Consider the following 16,406-nt stretch of genomic DNA (forward strand, 5'->3'; position numbering starts at 1 on the left):
GGGCAGGGGGGCCCGCGGGACCTCCCCCGCCGAGAGGCCCCGGCGCACGGAGGCCGGGGAGAACGAGGGCGCCCCCGCTAACGGGGCGGCCATCTGAGCCCCCCGCGGACGGGCGGCCGGCCCCGCATCCCGGGCAGGGATGCGGGGCCGTCGTCGTCGGTCCGCCGGTGGCGGGGGCTCAGGCGGACTGCAGCGCGTTCGTGACCTCGCTCAGGCCCTCCTTGAGGAGGTCTTCACCGATGGTCAGCGGCGGCAGGAAGCGTACGACGTTGCCGTAGGTGCCGCAGGTGAGCAGGATGACGCCGGCGGCGCGCACGGCCGCGGCCACGGTGGCGGTCAGCGTCGCGTCCGGCTCGCCGGTGGCGGGGTCCACGAACTCGATCGCCATCATCGCGCCGCGGCCGCGGACCTCGGCGATGCGGTCGTCGGCGTTCTGCGCGAAGTGCTCGCGGATGACCTGCTCGATCCGGCGGGCCTTCTCCAGGAGACCGTCCTCCTCGACGGCCTCGAACACGGCGAGCGCCGCCGCCGTGGCGACGGGGTTGCCGCCGTAGGTGCCCCCGAGGCCGCCCGGGTGCACGGAGTCCATCACCTCGGCGCGGCCGGTGACGCCGGAGAGCGGCATGCCGCCGGCGATGCCCTTGGCGGTCGCCATCAGGTCCGGCTCGATGCCCTCGGTCTCGGAGGCGAACCAGGCGCCGGTGCGGGCGATGCCGGACTGGACCTCGTCCGCGATGAACAGGACGTCGTTGGCCTTGCACCACTCGACCACGGCCGGCAGGAAGCCCTCGGCCGGGACGATGAAGCCGCCCTCGCCCTGGATCGGCTCCATGATCACGGCGGCCAGGTTGTCGGCACCGATCTGCTTCTCCAGCGCGGAGATGGCACGCTGCGCGGCCTCGGCGCCGGACAGGCCGTCGCGTAGCGGGTAGGAGCCGGGCACGCGGTAGATCTCGGGGGCGAACGGTCCGAAGCTGTGCTTGTAGGGCATGGACTTGGCGGTCAGCGCCATCGTCAGGGTGGTGCGGCCGTGATAGGCGTGGTCGAACGCGGCCACAGCCTGCTTGCCGGTGTAGGCGCGGGCCACCTTGACGGCGTTCTCCACGGCCTCGGCGCCGGAATTGAACAGGGCGGTGCGGGTCTCGCCGGGGATCGGGCTGGTGCGGTCCAGCTGCTCGGCCACGGCCACGTAGCCCTCGTAGGGCGTGATCATGAACGAGGTGTGGGTGAACTGCGCGACCTGCTCCTGGACGGCGGCCACGACGCGCGGGTGGGAGGCGCCCACGGAGGTGACGGCGATGCCGGAGGCCAGGTCGATCAGGCGGTTGCCGTCCACGTCCTCGAGGATGCCGCCCGCGGCGCGGGCCGCGTACACCGGCATGGTGGTGGCCACGCCGGCCGGGACGGCGCGCTTCTGGCGCTCGGCGAGCTCACGGGAGCGAGGGCCGGGCAGCTCGGTGGCCAGATGGCGGGTCTGCTCGAGGTCGGGGGTGGCGGTCATGGGGATGCCTCCTGGGGACGGCTCACGGGGAGCGTGGACGACGGGCGGGCACGACGACGACGCGTCGGGCCGCGTCCTCCCATGGTGGGGCGTCGAGTCCATGCCGTCCAGTGATGATCTGGCATGGTGGCTATGCTCATCCGGCATGGACGAGAAACTGCTCAGGGCCTTCGTCACGGTGGCCGAGGTCGGCACGGTCTCGGGGGCCGCGATCCGCCTGGATCTCGTGCAGTCCGCGCTCAGTCGGCAGCTGCAGCGGCTTCAGCGTGAGCTGCGCCTGCCCCTGTTCGCCCGGGTCGCCGGCCGGTTCGAGCTGACGACGGCCGGCGAGGCGTTCCTCCCGGTGGCGCGCGAGGTCCTCGTCGCCCATCGACGGGCGGAGCAGGCGGCCCGCGCGCTCGCCTCCGGTCGGCTCACGGACGTGGCCGTGGCCGCGCCGGGCACCACCCTCATCGATGTCGTGCTGCCGTTCGTGGCCACCTTCGGCGAGGAGGACCCGCGCCCGCGCGTCGCGGAGACCCAGCTGGACGACTCGCTGCTCGACGCCGTCGCGCGGCACGACCTCGTGGTGATGCCGACGGTGCCGCCCCCCTCCGTCGCGTCGCTGCCGCTGATGGACCTGCCGGTCTGGGCGTACGTCGCCCCGGGCCACCCCTGGGCGGGCCGGACGCGGGTGTCCCTCGACGACCTCGTGGCCCAACCCGTCGTCGCGCCCGCCCGCACCTTCATGGCGCGACGCGTCCTCGACGGCGCCGTGGCCGTGGCGGGCCTCACGCCGCCGGCCCTCGTCGAGGCGAACTCCGGGCGGGTGGCCCAGGCCCTGGTCGCGACGGGGGCGGGCGTCGCCGTCGTCACCGAGGACCCGGCCTTCGGGCTGACGCCGGTGCGGGTCATCGCGCAGGGGCGGACGCTCGCGGTACGACTGCACGCGGCGTGGCGGGAGGACCACTTCGCCGCCGAGACGCTGCAGGCGCTCGCCCGTCGCCTGCAGGCCTTCGTCCGGGACCGCTATGCCGAGCCCGGGGATGACGCGCCGCGCTGAGGCCGGAGCGCGTGAGACCATGCCGTCGTCGGACGCGGCCCCGGGCGGGCCGCGTCGATGCACACGAGGGGAGAACCCGGATGAACACCACCGTCCGACGCGCCCTGTGGGTGGTCCTGGTGCTGCTGTGCCTGGGACTCGTGTTCCTCGCGCTGCGCGGGGTGCTGGCGGTCGGCGCCGTGCCGATCAGCGCCGCCCCCACCCTCAGCGCCACGGCGTCCGCGACCCCGTCGCCGTCGCCGTCGCCGTCCTCGGCACGCTTCACGCCCAGCCCCGCAACGACGGCCACCCCGACCCCGACGCCGAGCCCGTCCTCGGCGTCACCCACGCGGGAGGCGGCGGTTCCCGTCGAGACCCAGGAGCTCGCCGGCACACCCACGCCGTCCGAGGAGCCGACCCCCACCGAGGAGCCGGCGCCGTCCGAGGAGCCGGCACCGTCCGAGGAGCCGACCCCCGCCGCGGCCGCCCACCTCTCCGGCCCCGCCGCCCCGTGGGACGAGGTCACGGCGACGCCCGTGCACGTGGACGTCCACCAGGACGGCGAGCAGATCGTCGGAGCGGGGATCGACCTCACGCAGTTGGATGAGGGCGGCGACCTGGACCCGGAGCCACAGACGGTCGGCTGGTACGGCCCGCCGCAGTGGGGCACCACGCCGGGGGAGCGGTCCCGGTACGCGGGGGTCCTGGCCGGGCACGTCGTCTACCACGGCGTGCGGGACGTGTTCTGGAACCTGGGCGACGTGCGCGCGGGTGCCGTCGTCGTGGTGACATACGACGACGGCACGCAGGCCGCCTTCGAGGCGGACGCGGACGCGGTCTCGGTGGAGAAGGAGGCGCTCACCCAGGATCCGTCGCACCGCTGGGCATGGGAGCCCGGGGGCGACGACGCGAAGGTCACGCTGATCACGTGCGACCTCGTGCCGGGCACCGGGATGGCCGGGAACGCCTTCAACAACTGGGTGGTGCAGGCCACCCGCGTCGCCTGAGGCCGCGGCGACCCCGGGGCCGGGAGGCCGGAGGGGTACCCTGGGGAGGCCGGGGCGGCCGACCGCGTCGGACCGCCCTTGACCCCGTGACCGGGTGACGACCGCCGAGAGGACCTGCGCCCATGAGCCGAGCCGACATCGCCCCCGCCCGCGTGCGCCCCCGCCGCTGGAGCGTGGCCGTCGGAGGGGCGCTCCTGAGCATCACCCTGGCCACCGGCGGCTGCAGCGTCGCCGAGGAGCCCGGACAGACCGGTGGCACGGAGGCGGGGAACACCTACCTGGAGGGCGTGCTGGCCAGCCCCAGCCAGACGTCCGCCGACCCGCTCGCGGCGGACATCCAGTTCGCGGGTCTGCTGCTGCGCAACCACCGCGACGCGATCCAGCAGTCCGATGAGGTGCTGGGCAAGGACGGCGTGGACCAGGAGATCCGGGCCACCGCCGAACGGATGAAGTCCGAGCACGAGGAGCGGGCGCGCCGGCTCGAGTCGATGCTCGAGGGCTGGGGCGTCCCCTCGGATGACGTGCGCGGTGCGGGTGCCGAGTCGACCCCGTCTGCGCAGCCCGAGTCCACGGAGGACGCGGAGCCGACCCAGATCGTGGGCGACGAGTTGCGCGCCGGACTCCTGTCCGACCGGGAGAAGAACGTGCTGGCCGCCGCCGAGCCGGAGGAGGCAGGACGGATCTACCTGCTCCAGATGCGCCGCCTCTATCAGGGCGCGCTGACGATCTCCGCCACGGAGGCGGAGGACGGCTCGGACGACGCGGCGAAGGAGCTGGCCTCCAGCGTGGTCGAGGGCCATCGCAAGGAGCTGGAGAGTTTGGCCGCGACGCTCGGGGAGATGGGCGTGATCGGGTCGAGCGGGGCGCGCACGGCGGAACCGTCCGGGTTCACCGGCCCCATCAAGATCGAGGGCACCGGCGCCGACGGCGGCTCCGTCCCCTCGGACTTCGTCCCGGAGCCGGTGCAGCGGGTGCGCAACTTCCGCGCCACCCAGAAGCCGGTGCTGCCGTCGTCGAGCTCGCCCAGTTCCTCCAGCGCTTCGGGCTCCGCCAGCGCGTCCGGCCGGGACGCCGAGGACCAGCGGGGGCGGGACGCCGCATCGGCGAGCCCGTCGCCCAGCCCGGCCGACACGGCGCAGGCCACCCCGCGCCCCTCCTCCGGGGCAAGCCCCTCGCCCAGCGCGTCCCGCTGACGCGCCGCGTCGGCAGGCCGGCCCGATCCGCATCGGGCGTCGCCGTGACCGAGTCGATAGCGCTTCGTCACCGGACGGTGACCCGCATCACGTCCGTGCGGCGTAGATTCGTGCCGACGCGGCGAGTGCGGCATCCGGTCGACCTCGGGCGTCCGAGCCGGGGAACCCTTCGGCCCGTCGCAGCACCGCACCCCTGGAGGAGCACGATGCGCACCGCCCGACCAACCCGCCTCGCCGCCGCCCTGGGCGCCGGCGTCCTTCTCGTGGGGGCGACCCCCGCCCTCGCCTCACCCGCCCACCCCGCCGGATGGACCGCCGAGCACGGCCTGCCTGGCGGATCCTTCCTCGTGGCCAGCGCGGAGGGTGAGACCGGCGCCTCCTTCGGCACCGAGTTCGAGGTGGACGAGTCCGACGTCCGCCTGACGGTGGCTCCGGTGCTGGAGGGGGAGGCCCGCGGCGCCGAGACCGAGGTCCCGTTCACGTACGACGACGAGCTGGAGCGCGGTGACTTCGACGTCGCCGCGGCCCGGCGGAGCCTGGGCGAGTCGGGGACCGGCCCCGTCGTCTACGCCCTCTACGTCCTGGGCGGCGAGGTGGCCGCCCTCACCTACGGTCCGGACGCCGACCTCACCGATGCTGACCCGGGCGAGCCACTGCGCGCCGACCAGCGTCATGAGCTCGGCTTCCACATGCTCCCCACCGTCTGGGACACCACCCTGCTCGCGGCGCCGGGGGAGCGATACGTGTTCATCTCCTCGAACACGGGCGATGAGGCAGCGCCGCTGACGCTCGTCGCGGGCCCGGCCGAGGGCCGGGCCGTCGAGGTGACGGAGGAGGAGACCGGCGGTCCGCGCGGCTACGTCTACCAGGCGCCCGAGGGCTTCACCGGATCCGACACCGTCACCCCGCGGGCCACGAGGGACGGCGTGACGACGACGCGGACGGTGACCGTGCGGTTCGGCGACCCCCGCGTGGACCTTTACGACTGGGAGAACGGGCGGATCCCGGGGTTCGTGACCTTCCCCGTGGCCGGTCTGTTCGACGACGCTCTGGCTCCGGGTCAGCCGGCCGATCCCGACACTCCCACCTCGCCGGCGGAGCCCGAGACCCCTGCGGACCCGGCCGACGGCGAGCACACGGTGCCGGACACGGTCGAGACCGGGCGTGGTCCGGCGGCGTGGCCCGTCGCCGTCGCGGTGCTGGCCGCGGGCGTCCTGGCCGTGGTGCGCCGGCACCGCCTCGCGGTCTGACCGCTCCGGTCAGCGGGGCGCGAGCACCGCGCTCTTCTCCGGGTGCTCGTCGAACCACTGGGCGACGTACCAGCACATCGGCACGATGCGGCGGCCCCCCGCGGGGCCGCCGTTCGTCTCGATGTCCTCGACGGCGCCCGCGGTCAGCGCGGCGGCGTGGCCCCGGCCGCGGTGCACGGGGATGGTGAACGCCCGGTTCAGGGAGACGGCCGCGCCGTTGTCCCGGAAGTCGAGGACGGCGAGCAGGGTGCCGCCGTCGTGGAGCTCGTAACGGGACTCGGCGTCATTGCGGGTGACGGTGGGAGAGGTGCTCATGCCGGGGCAACCCCCGGTGGTGACGGGGTATTCCGGTGCCGGCCGGCGGCGGGCTCCTACATGTAGTGGTCCGCGGGGGTCGGACACGCCGCTCGCAGACGTGGCGAACTCGACTTTCCGGCTGTGGGAACCCGGCCCCGAGATCTCCACCGGCTGTGGACAGTCGACCTCGGTCCCGGCGTGTCCCGCATGTCCGCGCGGATCGTCTCGCACAGCAGGGTGTGGACAGGATGGGCAGAGGGTGGGGATACGTAACTACAGCGGTGTGACTACTACATGTAGGGATGGTTCCCGGCCGTGATCACTAGATGTAGTATCGACGCAGATGTTCGGCACGCCCCGCGATGCACCTCGCGAGCGCCGCGCCGACACCCGCAGACCACCAGAGACCACGAAGGAACAGGGATCGCCATGACCGTCACCGTGTACACCAAGCCGGCCTGCGTGCAGTGCAACGCCACCTACCGTGCACTGGACAAGAAGGGCATCGCCTACGAGGTCGTGGACATGTCCCAGGACCCCGCCGCCCTCGAGCGCGTCCGTGCCCTCGGCTTCATGCAGGCCCCCGTCGTCGTCACCGAGACCGACTCCTGGTCCGGCTTCCGCCCGGACAAGATCGCCGAGCTCGCCGAGTCCGCCGCGGCATCGGTGGCCTGACCGGAGCCGACATGACCGTCGCCGCGGACCCGAGCCACATCCGCTCGGCCGAGGCGCAGGGGCTCGTCCCCACCGACGCGGGACTGATCTACTTCTCCTCCGCCTCCAACTACACGCACCGCTTCGTCGAGAAGCTCGAGCTGCCCGAGGACCGGGTGGCTCGACTGCCGTTGATCACCCGGGAGCCCACCCTCGGGGCCACCGCCCCGTACGTCCTGATGACCCCCACCTACGGCGGGGGCAGCGGGCCGGGCGCGGTCCCGAAGCAGGTGATCAAGTTCCTCAACGTCCCGGAGAACCGTCACTGGATTCGGGGCGTGATCGCGTCCGGGAACACCAACTTCCATGAGGGCTACTGCCTGGCCGGCTACATCATCTCCCGCAAGTGCCAGGTGCCCCTCATGTACAAATTCGAGCTGATGGGCACGCCCGACGACGTCGAACGCGTCCGCGGCGGCCTGGAAGGACTGTGGACATGACCACCACCGCACCCACCGAGGCGGACCTCATCCGCCAGGCGAAGAACATGCCCGCCGAGTGGCAGAACCTCGGCTACCACGAGCTCAACGCCATGCTGAACCTCTACGGCGCCGACGGTCGCATCCAGTTCGAGGCCGACCACGCGGCCGCGCGCCAGTACTTCCTGCAGCACGTCAACACCAACACGGTGTTCTTCCACGACCTGGAGGAGAAGCTCGACTACCTGCAGAAGAACGACTACTACGAGACCGAGACGTTCGAGCAGTACCCCTTCGAGTTCATCCGGGGCCTGTTCGATCGTGCCTACAAGGCCAAGTTCCGCTTCCCGACATTCCTCGGCGCGTTCAAGTTCTACACCTCGTACGCCCTGAAGACCTTCGACGGCAAGCGCTACCTCGAGCGCTACGAGGACCGCGTCGCCGTCGTCGCCCTCCACCTGGCCCGGGGCGACCAGGAGCTGGCCACCCACCTGGTGGACGAGATGATCGCCGGCCGCTTCCAGCCGGCCACCCCCACGTTCCTCAACTCGGGCAAGAAGCAGCGCGGCGAGCTCGTCTCCTGCTTCCTGCTGCGCATCGAGGACAACATGGAGTCGATCGCCCGCGGCATCAACTCCGCCCTGCAGCTGTCCAAGCGCGGCGGTGGCGTGGCCCTCTCGCTGACCAACATCCGCGAGCACGGCGCGCCCATCAAGCAGATCGAGAACCAGTCCTCCGGCGTCATCCCCGTGATGAAGCTCCTCGAGGACTCCTTCTCCTACGCCAACCAGCTCGGCGCGCGCCAGGGCGCCGGAGCGGTGTACCTCAACGCGCACCACCCGGACATCCACCGCTTCCTCGACACCAAGCGCGAGAACGCGGACGAGAAGATCCGCATCAAGACCCTCTCCCTCGGCGTCGTGATCCCGGACATCACGTTCCAGCTGGCGAAGAAGAACGAGGACATGTACCTGTTCTCGCCGTACGACGTCGAGCGTGTCTACGGGGTGCCGTTCTCCGAGATCTCCGTGACCGAGAAGTACTACGAGATGGTCGACGACGCGCGGATCAAGAAGACCAAGATCAACGCGCGCGAGTTCTTCCAGACCATCGCCGAGATCCAGTTCGAGTCCGGCTACCCGTACGTCGTGTTCGAGGACACCGTGAACGCCGCGAACCCGATCAAGGGCCGCATCACCATGTCCAACCTGTGCTCCGAGATCCTGCAGGTCTCCGAGGCCTCCGAGTACAACGAGGACCTGAGCTACGCCCACGTGGGCCAGGACATCTCGTGCAACCTCGGCTCGATGAACATCGCCAAGACCATGGACTCGCCGGACTTCGGCCGGTCCGTGGAGACCGCGATCCGGGCGCTGACGGCCGTGTCGGTCATGTCCGACATCCAGTCGGTGCCGTCCATCGCCAAGGGCAACGCGGCCTCCCACGCCATCGGCCTGGGGCAGATGAACCTCCACGGCTACCTGGCCCGCGAGCGCGTCCACTACGGCTCCGAGGAGGGTATCGACTTCACGAACATGTACTTCTACGCGGTGCTGTTCCACGCGCTGCGTGCCTCGAACCGGATCGCGATCGAGACCGGCCAGCGGTTCGGCGGGTTCGAGGACTCGAAGTACGCCTCGGGGGAGTTCTTCGACAAGTACACGGACCAGGAGTGGGCGCCCGCCACCGAGCGCGTCGCCGAGCTGTTCGCTGAGGCCGGCATCGCCCTGCCCACGCAGGACGACTGGCGTGAGCTGAAGGCCTCCGTCATGGAGCACGGCATCTTCAACCGCAACCTGCAGGCCGTCCCGCCGACGGGTTCGATCTCGTACATCAACAACTCGACCTCCTCGATCCACCCGGTGGCCTCAAAGATCGAGATCCGCAAGGAGGGCAAGCTCGGCCGCGTGTACTACCCGGCGCCGTACCTCACCAACGAGAACCTCGAGTACTACGAGGACGCGTACGAGATCGGCTACGAGAAGATCATCGACACGTACGCCGCGGCGACGCAGCACGTGGACCAGGGTCTGTCCCTGACGCTGTTCTTCAAGGACACGGCCACCACCCGTGACCTGAACCGCGCGCAGATCTACGCGTGGACGAAGGGCATCAAGACGATCTACTACATCCGCCTGCGCCAGCTCGCGCTGGAGGGCACCGAGGTCGAGGGCTGCGTCAGCTGCATGCTCTGACAGCCGACCCTTCGAGGCGGGAAATCCCGCGTATTCCGCGCTTCTGAGCGCGGGTGCGCTCGATTTCCCGCCTCGAAGCGGGGCGGCGCGCACGGACGGACGGGGCGGGCCCACGACGTTGTGAGCCCGGACCTGCCCGAGTGGCTGCCGCTGCACCTGCGGGCCTAGACTGTCCGGGACCCGCGCCCCGATGACCGTGCTCCCGTGAGCCCCCGGAATCCGCGGATTCTCAACGAATTCTTCTGAAGGATGTGCCCTGCCGTGACCGAGACCCAGCAGTCCCACCTCGTCGAGGCGATCAACTGGAACCGCATTCAGGACGAGAAGGATGTGGAGGTGTGGAACCGCCTCGTCAACAACTTCTGGCTGCCGGAGAAGGTGCCGCTGTCCAACGACGTCCAGTCCTGGTCCCACCTCACGGATGAGGAGCGACTGCTCTCCATGCGCGTGTTCACGGGCCTGACGCTGCTGGACACGATCCAGGGCACCGTGGGCGCCGTCTCCCTCATCCCGGACGCCATGACCCCGCACGAGGAGGCCGTCCTCACGAACATCGCGTTCATGGAGTCGGTGCACGCGAAGTCGTACTCCTCGATCTTCTCCACGCTGGCCTCCACCCCGGAGATCGACGAGGCGTTCCGCTGGTCCCGTGAGAACCGGAACCTGCAGGCCAAGGCCGGCCTGATCGTGGAGCGCTATGACGGCCAGGACCCGTACAAGAAGAAGATCGCCTCCACCCTGCTCGAGTCTTTCCTCTTCTACTCGGGCTTCTACTGGCCCATGTACCTCTCCGCGCACGCCCGCCTCACCAACACCGCCGACCTGATCCGCCTGATCATCCGCGACGAGGCCGTGCACGGGTACTACATCGGCTACAAGTACCAGCGGAGCATCGAGACCCTGCCTGAGGAGAAGCGGGAGGAGCTCAAGGCGTTCACCTTCGAGCTGCTGTTCGAGCTGTACGAGAACGAGGTCGAGTACACCCATGACCTCTACGACGCCGTCGGCCTGGCCGAGGACGTGAAGAAGTTCCTGCACTACAACGCGAACAAGGCGCTGATGAACCTGGGCTACGAGCCCATGTTCCCGGCCGAGACCACGAACGTGAACCCCGCGATCCTCTCCGCGCTCTCCCCGAACTCGGACGAGAACCACGACTTCTTCTCCGGATCCGGCTCCTCCTACGTGATCGGCAAGGCCGAGAACACCGAGGACGAGGACTGGGACTTCTGACCTCGCCCGCCTGAGCCCCGTCCCGACGACGGCCGGTCGCCTCCCCGCGGAGGCGCCCGGCCGTCGTCGTCTCGCGGGGGCATCACACGTCGACACCCGGGCCCGCAGTATGACGCTGCGCGTCACCGCCCTGCCCGATGGAGCGCACACGCTGCGATACGCTTGGGCCCAGCTTCAGGAGAAGCGGCTGTGGACCCCGCCTCGGCGGGTCCACGTGGTCCCACGACGAGCCGCTCGCCAACCCCATGTTCACGGGTGGCAACGGACCGAGAAGCGGCCCGCCTCCGCTGCGCGCAGACCCCTCGAGGGGAGCCCGCGGTGACTGGGGGACGGGCAAGAGCAGCGTTCGAAAGGATCCCGGCCTCCGGCTCGGGGCGTCTCTCGCCCCCCGCCCGCCGTGCTGTGCCCCGCGGGGAATCACCCACCGCACGGCCCACCCCGCACCGTTCCGCACCCGCCGTGCCCACCCGCGCCGGCGACGTCGCACCGTCCTCCAAGGAGAACCCCATGACGACCCCCTCGAACATCTCCCGCCGCTCCTTCGCCGGCCTGTCCCTGGCCGCCGTCGGCGCGTTCGCCCTGACCGCCTGCAACTCGCAGGCCGAGGAGAAGAGCGACGACGGCGCCCAGACCGTGCGCATCGGCGTCGTGTCCGAGAACGAGTCGCACCGCGCCCTGGTGAAGCTCGCGAAGGAGAAGCACGGCATCGACGTCGAGATCCGCAACTTCACCGAGTACACGCAGCCGAACCCGGCGCTGGACAACGGCGACATCGACATGAACTGGTTCCAGCACATCGCCTACTTGGCCGACTACAACCAGGCCTCCGGCAAGGACCTGACGATGATCGGGACCACCGAGATCATCCCGCTGCCCCTGTACTCCAAGAAGTACACGGACGTCTCCGAGTTCAAGAAGGGCGACACCGTCGCCATCCCGAACGACACCGTGAATCAGGCCCGTGCCATCAATGTGCTCGTCGCCGCCGGCCTGTTGAAGCTGTCCAATGAGACCATCCGCCCGGAGGTCCGCGACATCGACGAGGCCGCCTCCACCGTGACGGTGCAGCCCGTGGCCGCGCAGCAGACCGTGAACGCGCTCGAGTCCGTGCAGGGCGCGGTCATCAACAACACCTTCTCGGCGGACGCCGGCATCGACACGAACACCGCCCTGTTCAAGGACGACCCCGAGGACGACTCCGCCAAGCCGTACGTCAACGGCTTCGCCGTGCGTCGCGAGGACCGCGACAACGAGACCTACAAGAAGATCGCGGCCCTGTACCACGAGCAGCCCGTGCTGGATGAGTCCGCGAAGCTCTCCTCCGGCACGAGCGTGCCGGTGCAGCTCGACACCGCCCAGATCGACGAGACCCTGAAGCAGTACCAGGACGCGATCGCGAAGCAGGGCGCCTGATCCATGGCAGGTTCCCATACGTCCGACCGTGACGCGGTCACCCCGGGGCGCCCCTCCGCGGGCGCCCCGGGGGAGCCGGTCATCGTCTTCGACCACGTCAGCCGCGTCTACGCCGCCAAGAAGGGTGCCGGTGTGAAGGCCGTGGACGACGTCTCGCTCGCCGTGAACCGCGGCGAGGTCTTCGGCGTCATCGGCTTCTCCGGCGCCGGCAAGTCCACCCTGATCCGCATGATCAACGGGCTGGAGAAGCCGACGTCGGGCACCGTCACGGTGCTGGGCCAGCAGGTCTCCCATCTCTCCGAAGCGAAGCTGCGTCCGCTGCGCACCCGCATCGGCATGGTGTTCCAGCAGTTCAACCTGCTGACCTCCCGCACGGTGGCCGGGAACATCGAGTTTGCTCTGGACACGGCCGGCTGGCCGCGGTCCAAACGCCGCGCTCGCGTGGCGGAGCTGCTCGAGTTCGTCGGCCTGGCGGACAAGGCCAAGCACTACCCGGAGCAGCTCTCGGGCGGCCAGAAGCAGCGCGTCGGCATCGCCCGCGCCCTGGCCGCCGAGCCGGAGATCCTGCTCGCAGACGAGGCCACCAGCGCCCTGGATCCCTCGACGACGCACGAGGTGCTCTCCGTGCTGCGCCGCGTCAACGAGGAGCTCGGGGTCACGATCGTGGCCATCACCCACGAGATGGAGGTCATCCGCTCGATCGCCGACCGCGTCGCCGTGATGGACAGCGGCCGCGTGGTGGAGTCCGGCAAGGTCTACGACCTCTTCTCTCGGCCCGCCCACTCCGCCGACGCCGCGTCCTTCGTGGCCACGGCGCTCAAGGACCGGCCGAATGCCGAGGAGGTGGCCCGCATCCGGGCGCGCACCGAGGGTCGGCTGATCATGGTCTCGCTCAAGGACTCCGCCGCGGTCTCGGCGGTGCTCGGCACCGCATCGACGCGCGGCGTGGGCTTCGAGATCGTCCACGGCGGCATGTCCGCCACCAAGGACTCCGCGTACGGCCTGCTCACCGTGGCGCTCACGGGCGAGGCCGCCGCGGTGGACGCGTTTGTCGCGGACCTGGCCGGCGCCGGAGACGTGCAGGAGGTGCACCAGTGATCGACCGATTCCAGAACCTCGACTGGGGGTACTACGGCCCCGAGCTGATGACCGCCGTGGGGGACACCCTCTACATGGTCGGCTGGTCCTTCATCCTCGGCGGCATCCTCGGCCTGCTGGTCGGGCTCGTCCTCTACACCACGCGCCCGGGCGGCATCTTCGCCAACCGTGCCGTCTACCTGGTCACGAACTTCATCGTGAACCTCATCCGGCCCATCCCGTTCGTCATCCTCATCGCCGCCCTGCAGCCGCTGACCATCGCGGTGCTCGGCACCGGCATCGGCAACACCGCCGTGGTGTTCTGCATGATCTGGGCGTCCACGTTCGGCATCGCCCGCATCGTGGAGCAGAACCTCGTCTCGCTGGACCCCGGCGTGATCGAGGCCGCCCGCGCGATGGGCGCCTCCCGCATGCGGATCGTGCGCGCCGTGGTGCTGCCCGAGGCCCTCGGCCCGCTGATCCTCGGCTTCACGTTCGTGATCATCTCGCTCGTGGACATGTCCGCGATGGCGGGCATCATCGGCGGCGGCGGCGTCGGCAACTTCGCCATCGTGGAGGGCTACAACCGGTTCCGTCCGGAGGTCACCTGGCTGGCCGTGATCGTGGTGATCGTGTTCGTCCAGGCGCTGCAGCTGATCGGCAACGGCATCGCCCGCAAGGTCATGCGCCGCTGAACCCCGGCTCGGTCCGCACGACGACGGCCGGTGACATCCCGCGGGGACGTCACCGGCCGTCGTCGTCGTTCTGGCAGACTTCGGCCCATGACCGACATCACCTCCACCCCCGCGACCTCCGTCGCCGGCGATCCCCTGGCCTTCTACGTCCGCCTCGGCGAGCCCACCGTGGACGCCGACGGCGTCCGCACCTCCCGCGTGCGCTCCACCGTGCACGCCCAGGGCGCATGGCGGGAAGAGGAGATGCACATGGCCGCCGTCTCGGGCCTGCTGCTGCACGAGGTGGCTGCGCACGAGACCACTCCCGGGCTGCGGGTGGGACGGCTCTCCTACGACATCCTGGGCACGCTCTGGTCGGGCGAGCTCGAGGTGGTCACGCGCACCCTGCGTCCGGGCCGCACCATCGAGCTCGTCGAGTCCGTGCTCCACGCCCGGGGCCGCACCGTGCTGACCCTGCGCGCCTGGCTGCTGTCCACCTCGGACACCTCCGCCGTCGCCCAGCTGCCGGACGAGCCCCTCCCGCCGCGCTCGCAGGCGCAGTCGCACAACGCGCTCCACGGATGGGGAGGCGGGTACATCGCCTCCCTCGACGGCGTCGTCCTGCCCGGCCACGGGCCGGGCCACGGCCGGGTGTGGCTCACCACGGACCGCGAGATGGTGGCGGGGGAGAGCACGAGCGACCTGGTGCGCCTGATCAGCCTCACCGACGCGGCCAACGGGATCGCCCCGGCCCTGCCGGCGAAACCGGGCGGGTGGTTCTTCCCCAACGTGGACCTGCAGATCCACCTGTACCGCGAGCCCACCGGCCACTGGCTCGGCCTCGCGGGGCAGGTCACGGTGGGCCCGGACGGCGTGGGCCTGACCAGCACCGTCCTCCACGACGACGACGGCCCCTTCGCCCACGCCGAGCAGACCCTCACCCTGCGCTCCTGGCCGGCCGAGGGCGGCCTGTGAGCGCAGCTCCCCGGCTGCGCTGGGCCGTGCAGGAGCGGACCCTCGGGGCCGTCGAAGACCTCGACTGGGCCATGGACGAGCTGGCCGTCTTCCGCGCCGCCGCGGCCGAGGGAAGGGCCCTCGACGGCCTGATCCGCGTGTACGTGCCCGAACCGACGGTCGCGTTCGGCCAGCGCGACGCCCGGCTGCCCGGCTTCGAGGCCGCGGCCGCGGCGGCCCGCGCCCACGGCTTCGAGCCGGTGGTGCGCCGGGCCGGCGGACGGGCGGCGGCCTACCACCACGGCTGCCTGGTGGTGGACCACCTGAGCCAGCAGGAGGACGCGGCGCTCACGCAGCAGGCCCGGTTCGCGGAGTTCGCCGACCTGTTCGTGCGGGCGTTCGCGCGCATGGACGTGCCCGCCTCCGTGGGCGAGATTCCGGGGGAGTACTGCCCGGGCGAGTTCTCCGTGCAGGGTCCTGCGCCGACATACCCGGTGAAGCTGGCCGGCTCCGCGCAGCGGGTGGTGAAGGGGGCGTTCCTGTTCTCCACCCACGTGGTGGTGTCCGACCCCGCCCCGCTGCGGGCCGTGCTCGTCGACGTCTACCGGGAGCTCGGCCTGGACATGGATCCCCGTACGGCGGGCGCGGCCGAGGACGTGCGTCCCGGGGTGAGCGTTCCCGCGTTCGCCGCGGCCCTGCGGGAGGAGTACACGGCGTGGGCCGCCGCCGGGCTCGAGGTCGTGGACGAGCAGCTCGCCGTCCTCACCGCGGGCACCGCCGGCTGAGGGCACGGGCGGCCCGGCTGCGGGCGGCCCGTCAGGCCGTGAGATCCGCGATGATCTCCCGCTTGCGTCGCGGGGTGAAGCCGGCCGCCACGGCCGCCGCCCGGCGCGCCGCGTCCGTCCGGTACAGGGACCAGCCCCGCTGCACGAGGAACGGCACCGGCTTGCGGCGTTCGGCGACATCGCGCACGAACCGGCGGGCCGCCGTCGTGGTCCGCGCCTGGTCGATGTACCAGGCCGCGTAGCGGACTCCGGCCCGGTCCAGGGCGGCGGGCATGCGCTCGGCGAAGATGCCCTCCGCCACGATCACCCCGCCCGGCTCGAGCGCGACGGTGCTGTGCCCGCGGACGGAGGACGTGGAGATGTCGTAGTCGGGCACGCGCGTGGCGCCCTCCTCGAGCAGTTCGACGACCGCGTCCACGGCCGCCTGCTCATCCCACGTTCCGGGGTGGTCCCAGTCGATCTCGCCATACGGGGTGCGCGGGAACACGGGGCCGGGCCCACCCGCGGCGCCGTCGTCGGACTGCGGACGGTAGAACGCATCGAGCGAGAGGTGGGGTCGGCCGTGCTGCCGGGCCAGGTAGGACTTGCCGGAGCCCGACGCGCCGCCGAGCAGGATCACGGAGGGAGGTGGCGAGGCGGGGAGGATGGTCACGGGGGACCATTCTTCCCCACC

At 71.0% G+C, this 16,406-nt stretch carries 16 protein-coding genes; 13 read left to right on the top strand and 3 right to left on the bottom strand.

Translation table 11 applies throughout. The features are described 5' to 3' along the window. Positions 1-178: 178 nt before the first annotated feature. Positions 179-1,501: a 4-aminobutyrate--2-oxoglutarate transaminase gene (gene gabT, locus KVS67_RS08255; RefSeq protein WP_041103009.1), complete on the bottom strand. Its 1,323-nt coding sequence runs from the start codon at positions 1,499-1,501 to the stop codon at positions 179-181. Between the two features lie 145 nt (positions 1,502-1,646). On the opposite strand from gabT, the gene KVS67_RS08260 reads away from it, so the two are divergent. The 4 genes from KVS67_RS08260 (at position 1,647) to KVS67_RS08275 (ending at position 5,972) form a co-directional block, all read left to right on the top strand. Further along, positions 1,647-2,543 carry a LysR family transcriptional regulator gene (locus tag KVS67_RS08260; protein ID WP_044659074.1) on the top strand — a complete coding sequence of 299 codons (897 nt, stop codon included), beginning with the start codon at positions 1,647-1,649 and terminating at the stop codon, positions 2,541-2,543. A gap of 80 nt (positions 2,544-2,623) precedes the next feature. Continuing rightward, positions 2,624-3,529, top strand: coding sequence for a class F sortase (locus KVS67_RS08265; RefSeq protein WP_063189606.1), 906 nt, complete (start codon positions 2,624-2,626; stop codon positions 3,527-3,529). 122 nt (positions 3,530-3,651) lie between these two features. Next, positions 3,652-4,722 carry a DUF305 domain-containing protein gene (locus KVS67_RS08270; protein WP_063189608.1) on the top strand — a complete coding sequence of 357 codons (1,071 nt, stop codon included), beginning with the start codon at positions 3,652-3,654 and terminating at the stop codon, positions 4,720-4,722. A gap of 206 nt (positions 4,723-4,928) precedes the next feature. Next, positions 4,929-5,972, top strand: coding sequence for a hypothetical protein (locus KVS67_RS08275; protein WP_063189610.1), 1,044 nt, complete (start codon positions 4,929-4,931; stop codon positions 5,970-5,972). 9 nt (positions 5,973-5,981) lie between these two features. Here the strand turns inward: KVS67_RS08275 and KVS67_RS08280 are convergent, their stop codons facing one another. Then, the gene (locus tag KVS67_RS08280) at positions 5,982-6,287 is read right to left on the bottom strand and encodes a GNAT family N-acetyltransferase (protein WP_063189611.1); all 306 of its coding nucleotides are present in this window, start codon (positions 6,285-6,287) and stop codon (positions 5,982-5,984) included. Between the two features lie 411 nt (positions 6,288-6,698). On the opposite strand from KVS67_RS08280, the gene nrdH reads away from it, so the two are divergent. The 9 genes from nrdH (at position 6,699) to KVS67_RS08325 (ending at position 15,733) form a co-directional block, all read left to right on the top strand. Continuing rightward, positions 6,699-6,944 carry a glutaredoxin-like protein NrdH gene (gene nrdH / locus KVS67_RS08285; RefSeq protein WP_036313172.1) on the top strand — a complete coding sequence of 82 codons (246 nt, stop codon included), beginning with the start codon at positions 6,699-6,701 and terminating at the stop codon, positions 6,942-6,944. 11 nt (positions 6,945-6,955) lie between these two features. Beyond that, the gene (gene nrdI / locus KVS67_RS08290) at positions 6,956-7,423 is read left to right on the top strand and encodes a class Ib ribonucleoside-diphosphate reductase assembly flavoprotein NrdI (RefSeq protein WP_004167610.1); all 468 of its coding nucleotides are present in this window, start codon (positions 6,956-6,958) and stop codon (positions 7,421-7,423) included. Continuing rightward, positions 7,420-9,597 (top strand): class 1b ribonucleoside-diphosphate reductase subunit alpha, encoded by a 2,178-nt coding sequence (gene nrdE / locus KVS67_RS08295; protein WP_036381627.1) that lies wholly within the window; start codon positions 7,420-7,422, stop codon positions 9,595-9,597. The genes nrdI and nrdE overlap by 4 nt, the downstream gene beginning before the upstream one ends. Before the next feature lie 261 nt (positions 9,598-9,858). Beyond that, positions 9,859-10,830 (top strand): class 1b ribonucleoside-diphosphate reductase subunit beta, encoded by a 972-nt coding sequence (nrdF, locus tag KVS67_RS08300; RefSeq protein ID WP_036313177.1) that lies wholly within the window; start codon positions 9,859-9,861, stop codon positions 10,828-10,830. 507 nt (positions 10,831-11,337) lie between these two features. Next, positions 11,338-12,243 (top strand): MetQ/NlpA family ABC transporter substrate-binding protein, encoded by a 906-nt coding sequence (locus KVS67_RS08305; protein WP_073115374.1) that lies wholly within the window; start codon positions 11,338-11,340, stop codon positions 12,241-12,243. 3 nt (positions 12,244-12,246) lie between these two features. Then, positions 12,247-13,341: a methionine ABC transporter ATP-binding protein gene (locus tag KVS67_RS08310; protein ID WP_078026103.1), complete on the top strand. Its 1,095-nt coding sequence runs from the start codon at positions 12,247-12,249 to the stop codon at positions 13,339-13,341. Further along, the gene (locus tag KVS67_RS08315) at positions 13,338-14,015 is read left to right on the top strand and encodes a methionine ABC transporter permease (RefSeq protein WP_036313181.1); all 678 of its coding nucleotides are present in this window, start codon (positions 13,338-13,340) and stop codon (positions 14,013-14,015) included. Before KVS67_RS08310 ends, KVS67_RS08315 begins: the two co-directional genes overlap by 4 nt. Positions 14,016-14,102: 87 nt before the next feature. Then, positions 14,103-14,969, top strand: a complete 867-nt coding sequence (locus KVS67_RS08320; protein WP_036313183.1) for a thioesterase family protein — start codon at positions 14,103-14,105, stop codon at positions 14,967-14,969. Further along, positions 14,966-15,733, top strand: a complete 768-nt coding sequence (locus KVS67_RS08325) for a lipoate--protein ligase family protein (RefSeq protein ID WP_036313186.1) — start codon at positions 14,966-14,968, stop codon at positions 15,731-15,733. The genes KVS67_RS08320 and KVS67_RS08325 overlap by 4 nt, the downstream gene beginning before the upstream one ends. Positions 15,734-15,764: 31 nt before the next feature. On the opposite strand, the gene KVS67_RS08330 is transcribed toward KVS67_RS08325, so the two are convergent. Beyond that, positions 15,765-16,385: a uridine kinase gene (locus KVS67_RS08330; protein WP_036313189.1), complete on the bottom strand. Its 621-nt coding sequence runs from the start codon at positions 16,383-16,385 to the stop codon at positions 15,765-15,767. Positions 16,386-16,406 lie beyond the last annotated feature (21 nt).

Origin of the sequence: Micrococcus sp. GbtcB5 (assembly GCF_019091605.1) — a bacterium.
Classification (GTDB): Bacteria; Actinomycetota; Actinomycetes; order Actinomycetales; family Micrococcaceae; genus Micrococcus; species Micrococcus luteus.

Bases quoted from the DNA above. Each gene is read 5' to 3' on its own strand.
- KVS67_RS08280 (WP_063189611.1), bottom strand. From the start codon at position 6,287: ATGAGCACCTCTCCCACCGTCACCCGCAATGACGCCGAGTCCCGTTAC.
- gabT (WP_041103009.1), bottom strand. From the start codon at position 1,501: ATGACCGCCACCCCCGACCTCGAGCAGACCCGCCATCTGGCCACCGAG.
- nrdE (WP_036381627.1), top strand. From the start codon at position 7,420: ATGACCACCACCGCACCCACCGAGGCGGACCTCATCCGCCAGGCGAAG.
- KVS67_RS08265 (WP_063189606.1), top strand. From the start codon at position 2,624: ATGAACACCACCGTCCGACGCGCCCTGTGGGTGGTCCTGGTGCTGCTG.
- KVS67_RS08305 (WP_073115374.1), top strand. From the start codon at position 11,338: ATGACGACCCCCTCGAACATCTCCCGCCGCTCCTTCGCCGGCCTGTCC.
- KVS67_RS08260 (WP_044659074.1), top strand. From the start codon at position 1,647: ATGGACGAGAAACTGCTCAGGGCCTTCGTCACGGTGGCCGAGGTCGGC.
- nrdH (WP_036313172.1), top strand. From the start codon at position 6,699: ATGACCGTCACCGTGTACACCAAGCCGGCCTGCGTGCAGTGCAACGCC.
- nrdI (WP_004167610.1), top strand. From the start codon at position 6,956: ATGACCGTCGCCGCGGACCCGAGCCACATCCGCTCGGCCGAGGCGCAG.
- KVS67_RS08270 (WP_063189608.1), top strand. From the start codon at position 3,652: ATGAGCCGAGCCGACATCGCCCCCGCCCGCGTGCGCCCCCGCCGCTGG.
- KVS67_RS08275 (WP_063189610.1), top strand. From the start codon at position 4,929: ATGCGCACCGCCCGACCAACCCGCCTCGCCGCCGCCCTGGGCGCCGGC.
- KVS67_RS08310 (WP_078026103.1), top strand. From the start codon at position 12,247: ATGGCAGGTTCCCATACGTCCGACCGTGACGCGGTCACCCCGGGGCGC.
- KVS67_RS08320 (WP_036313183.1), top strand. From the start codon at position 14,103: ATGACCGACATCACCTCCACCCCCGCGACCTCCGTCGCCGGCGATCCC.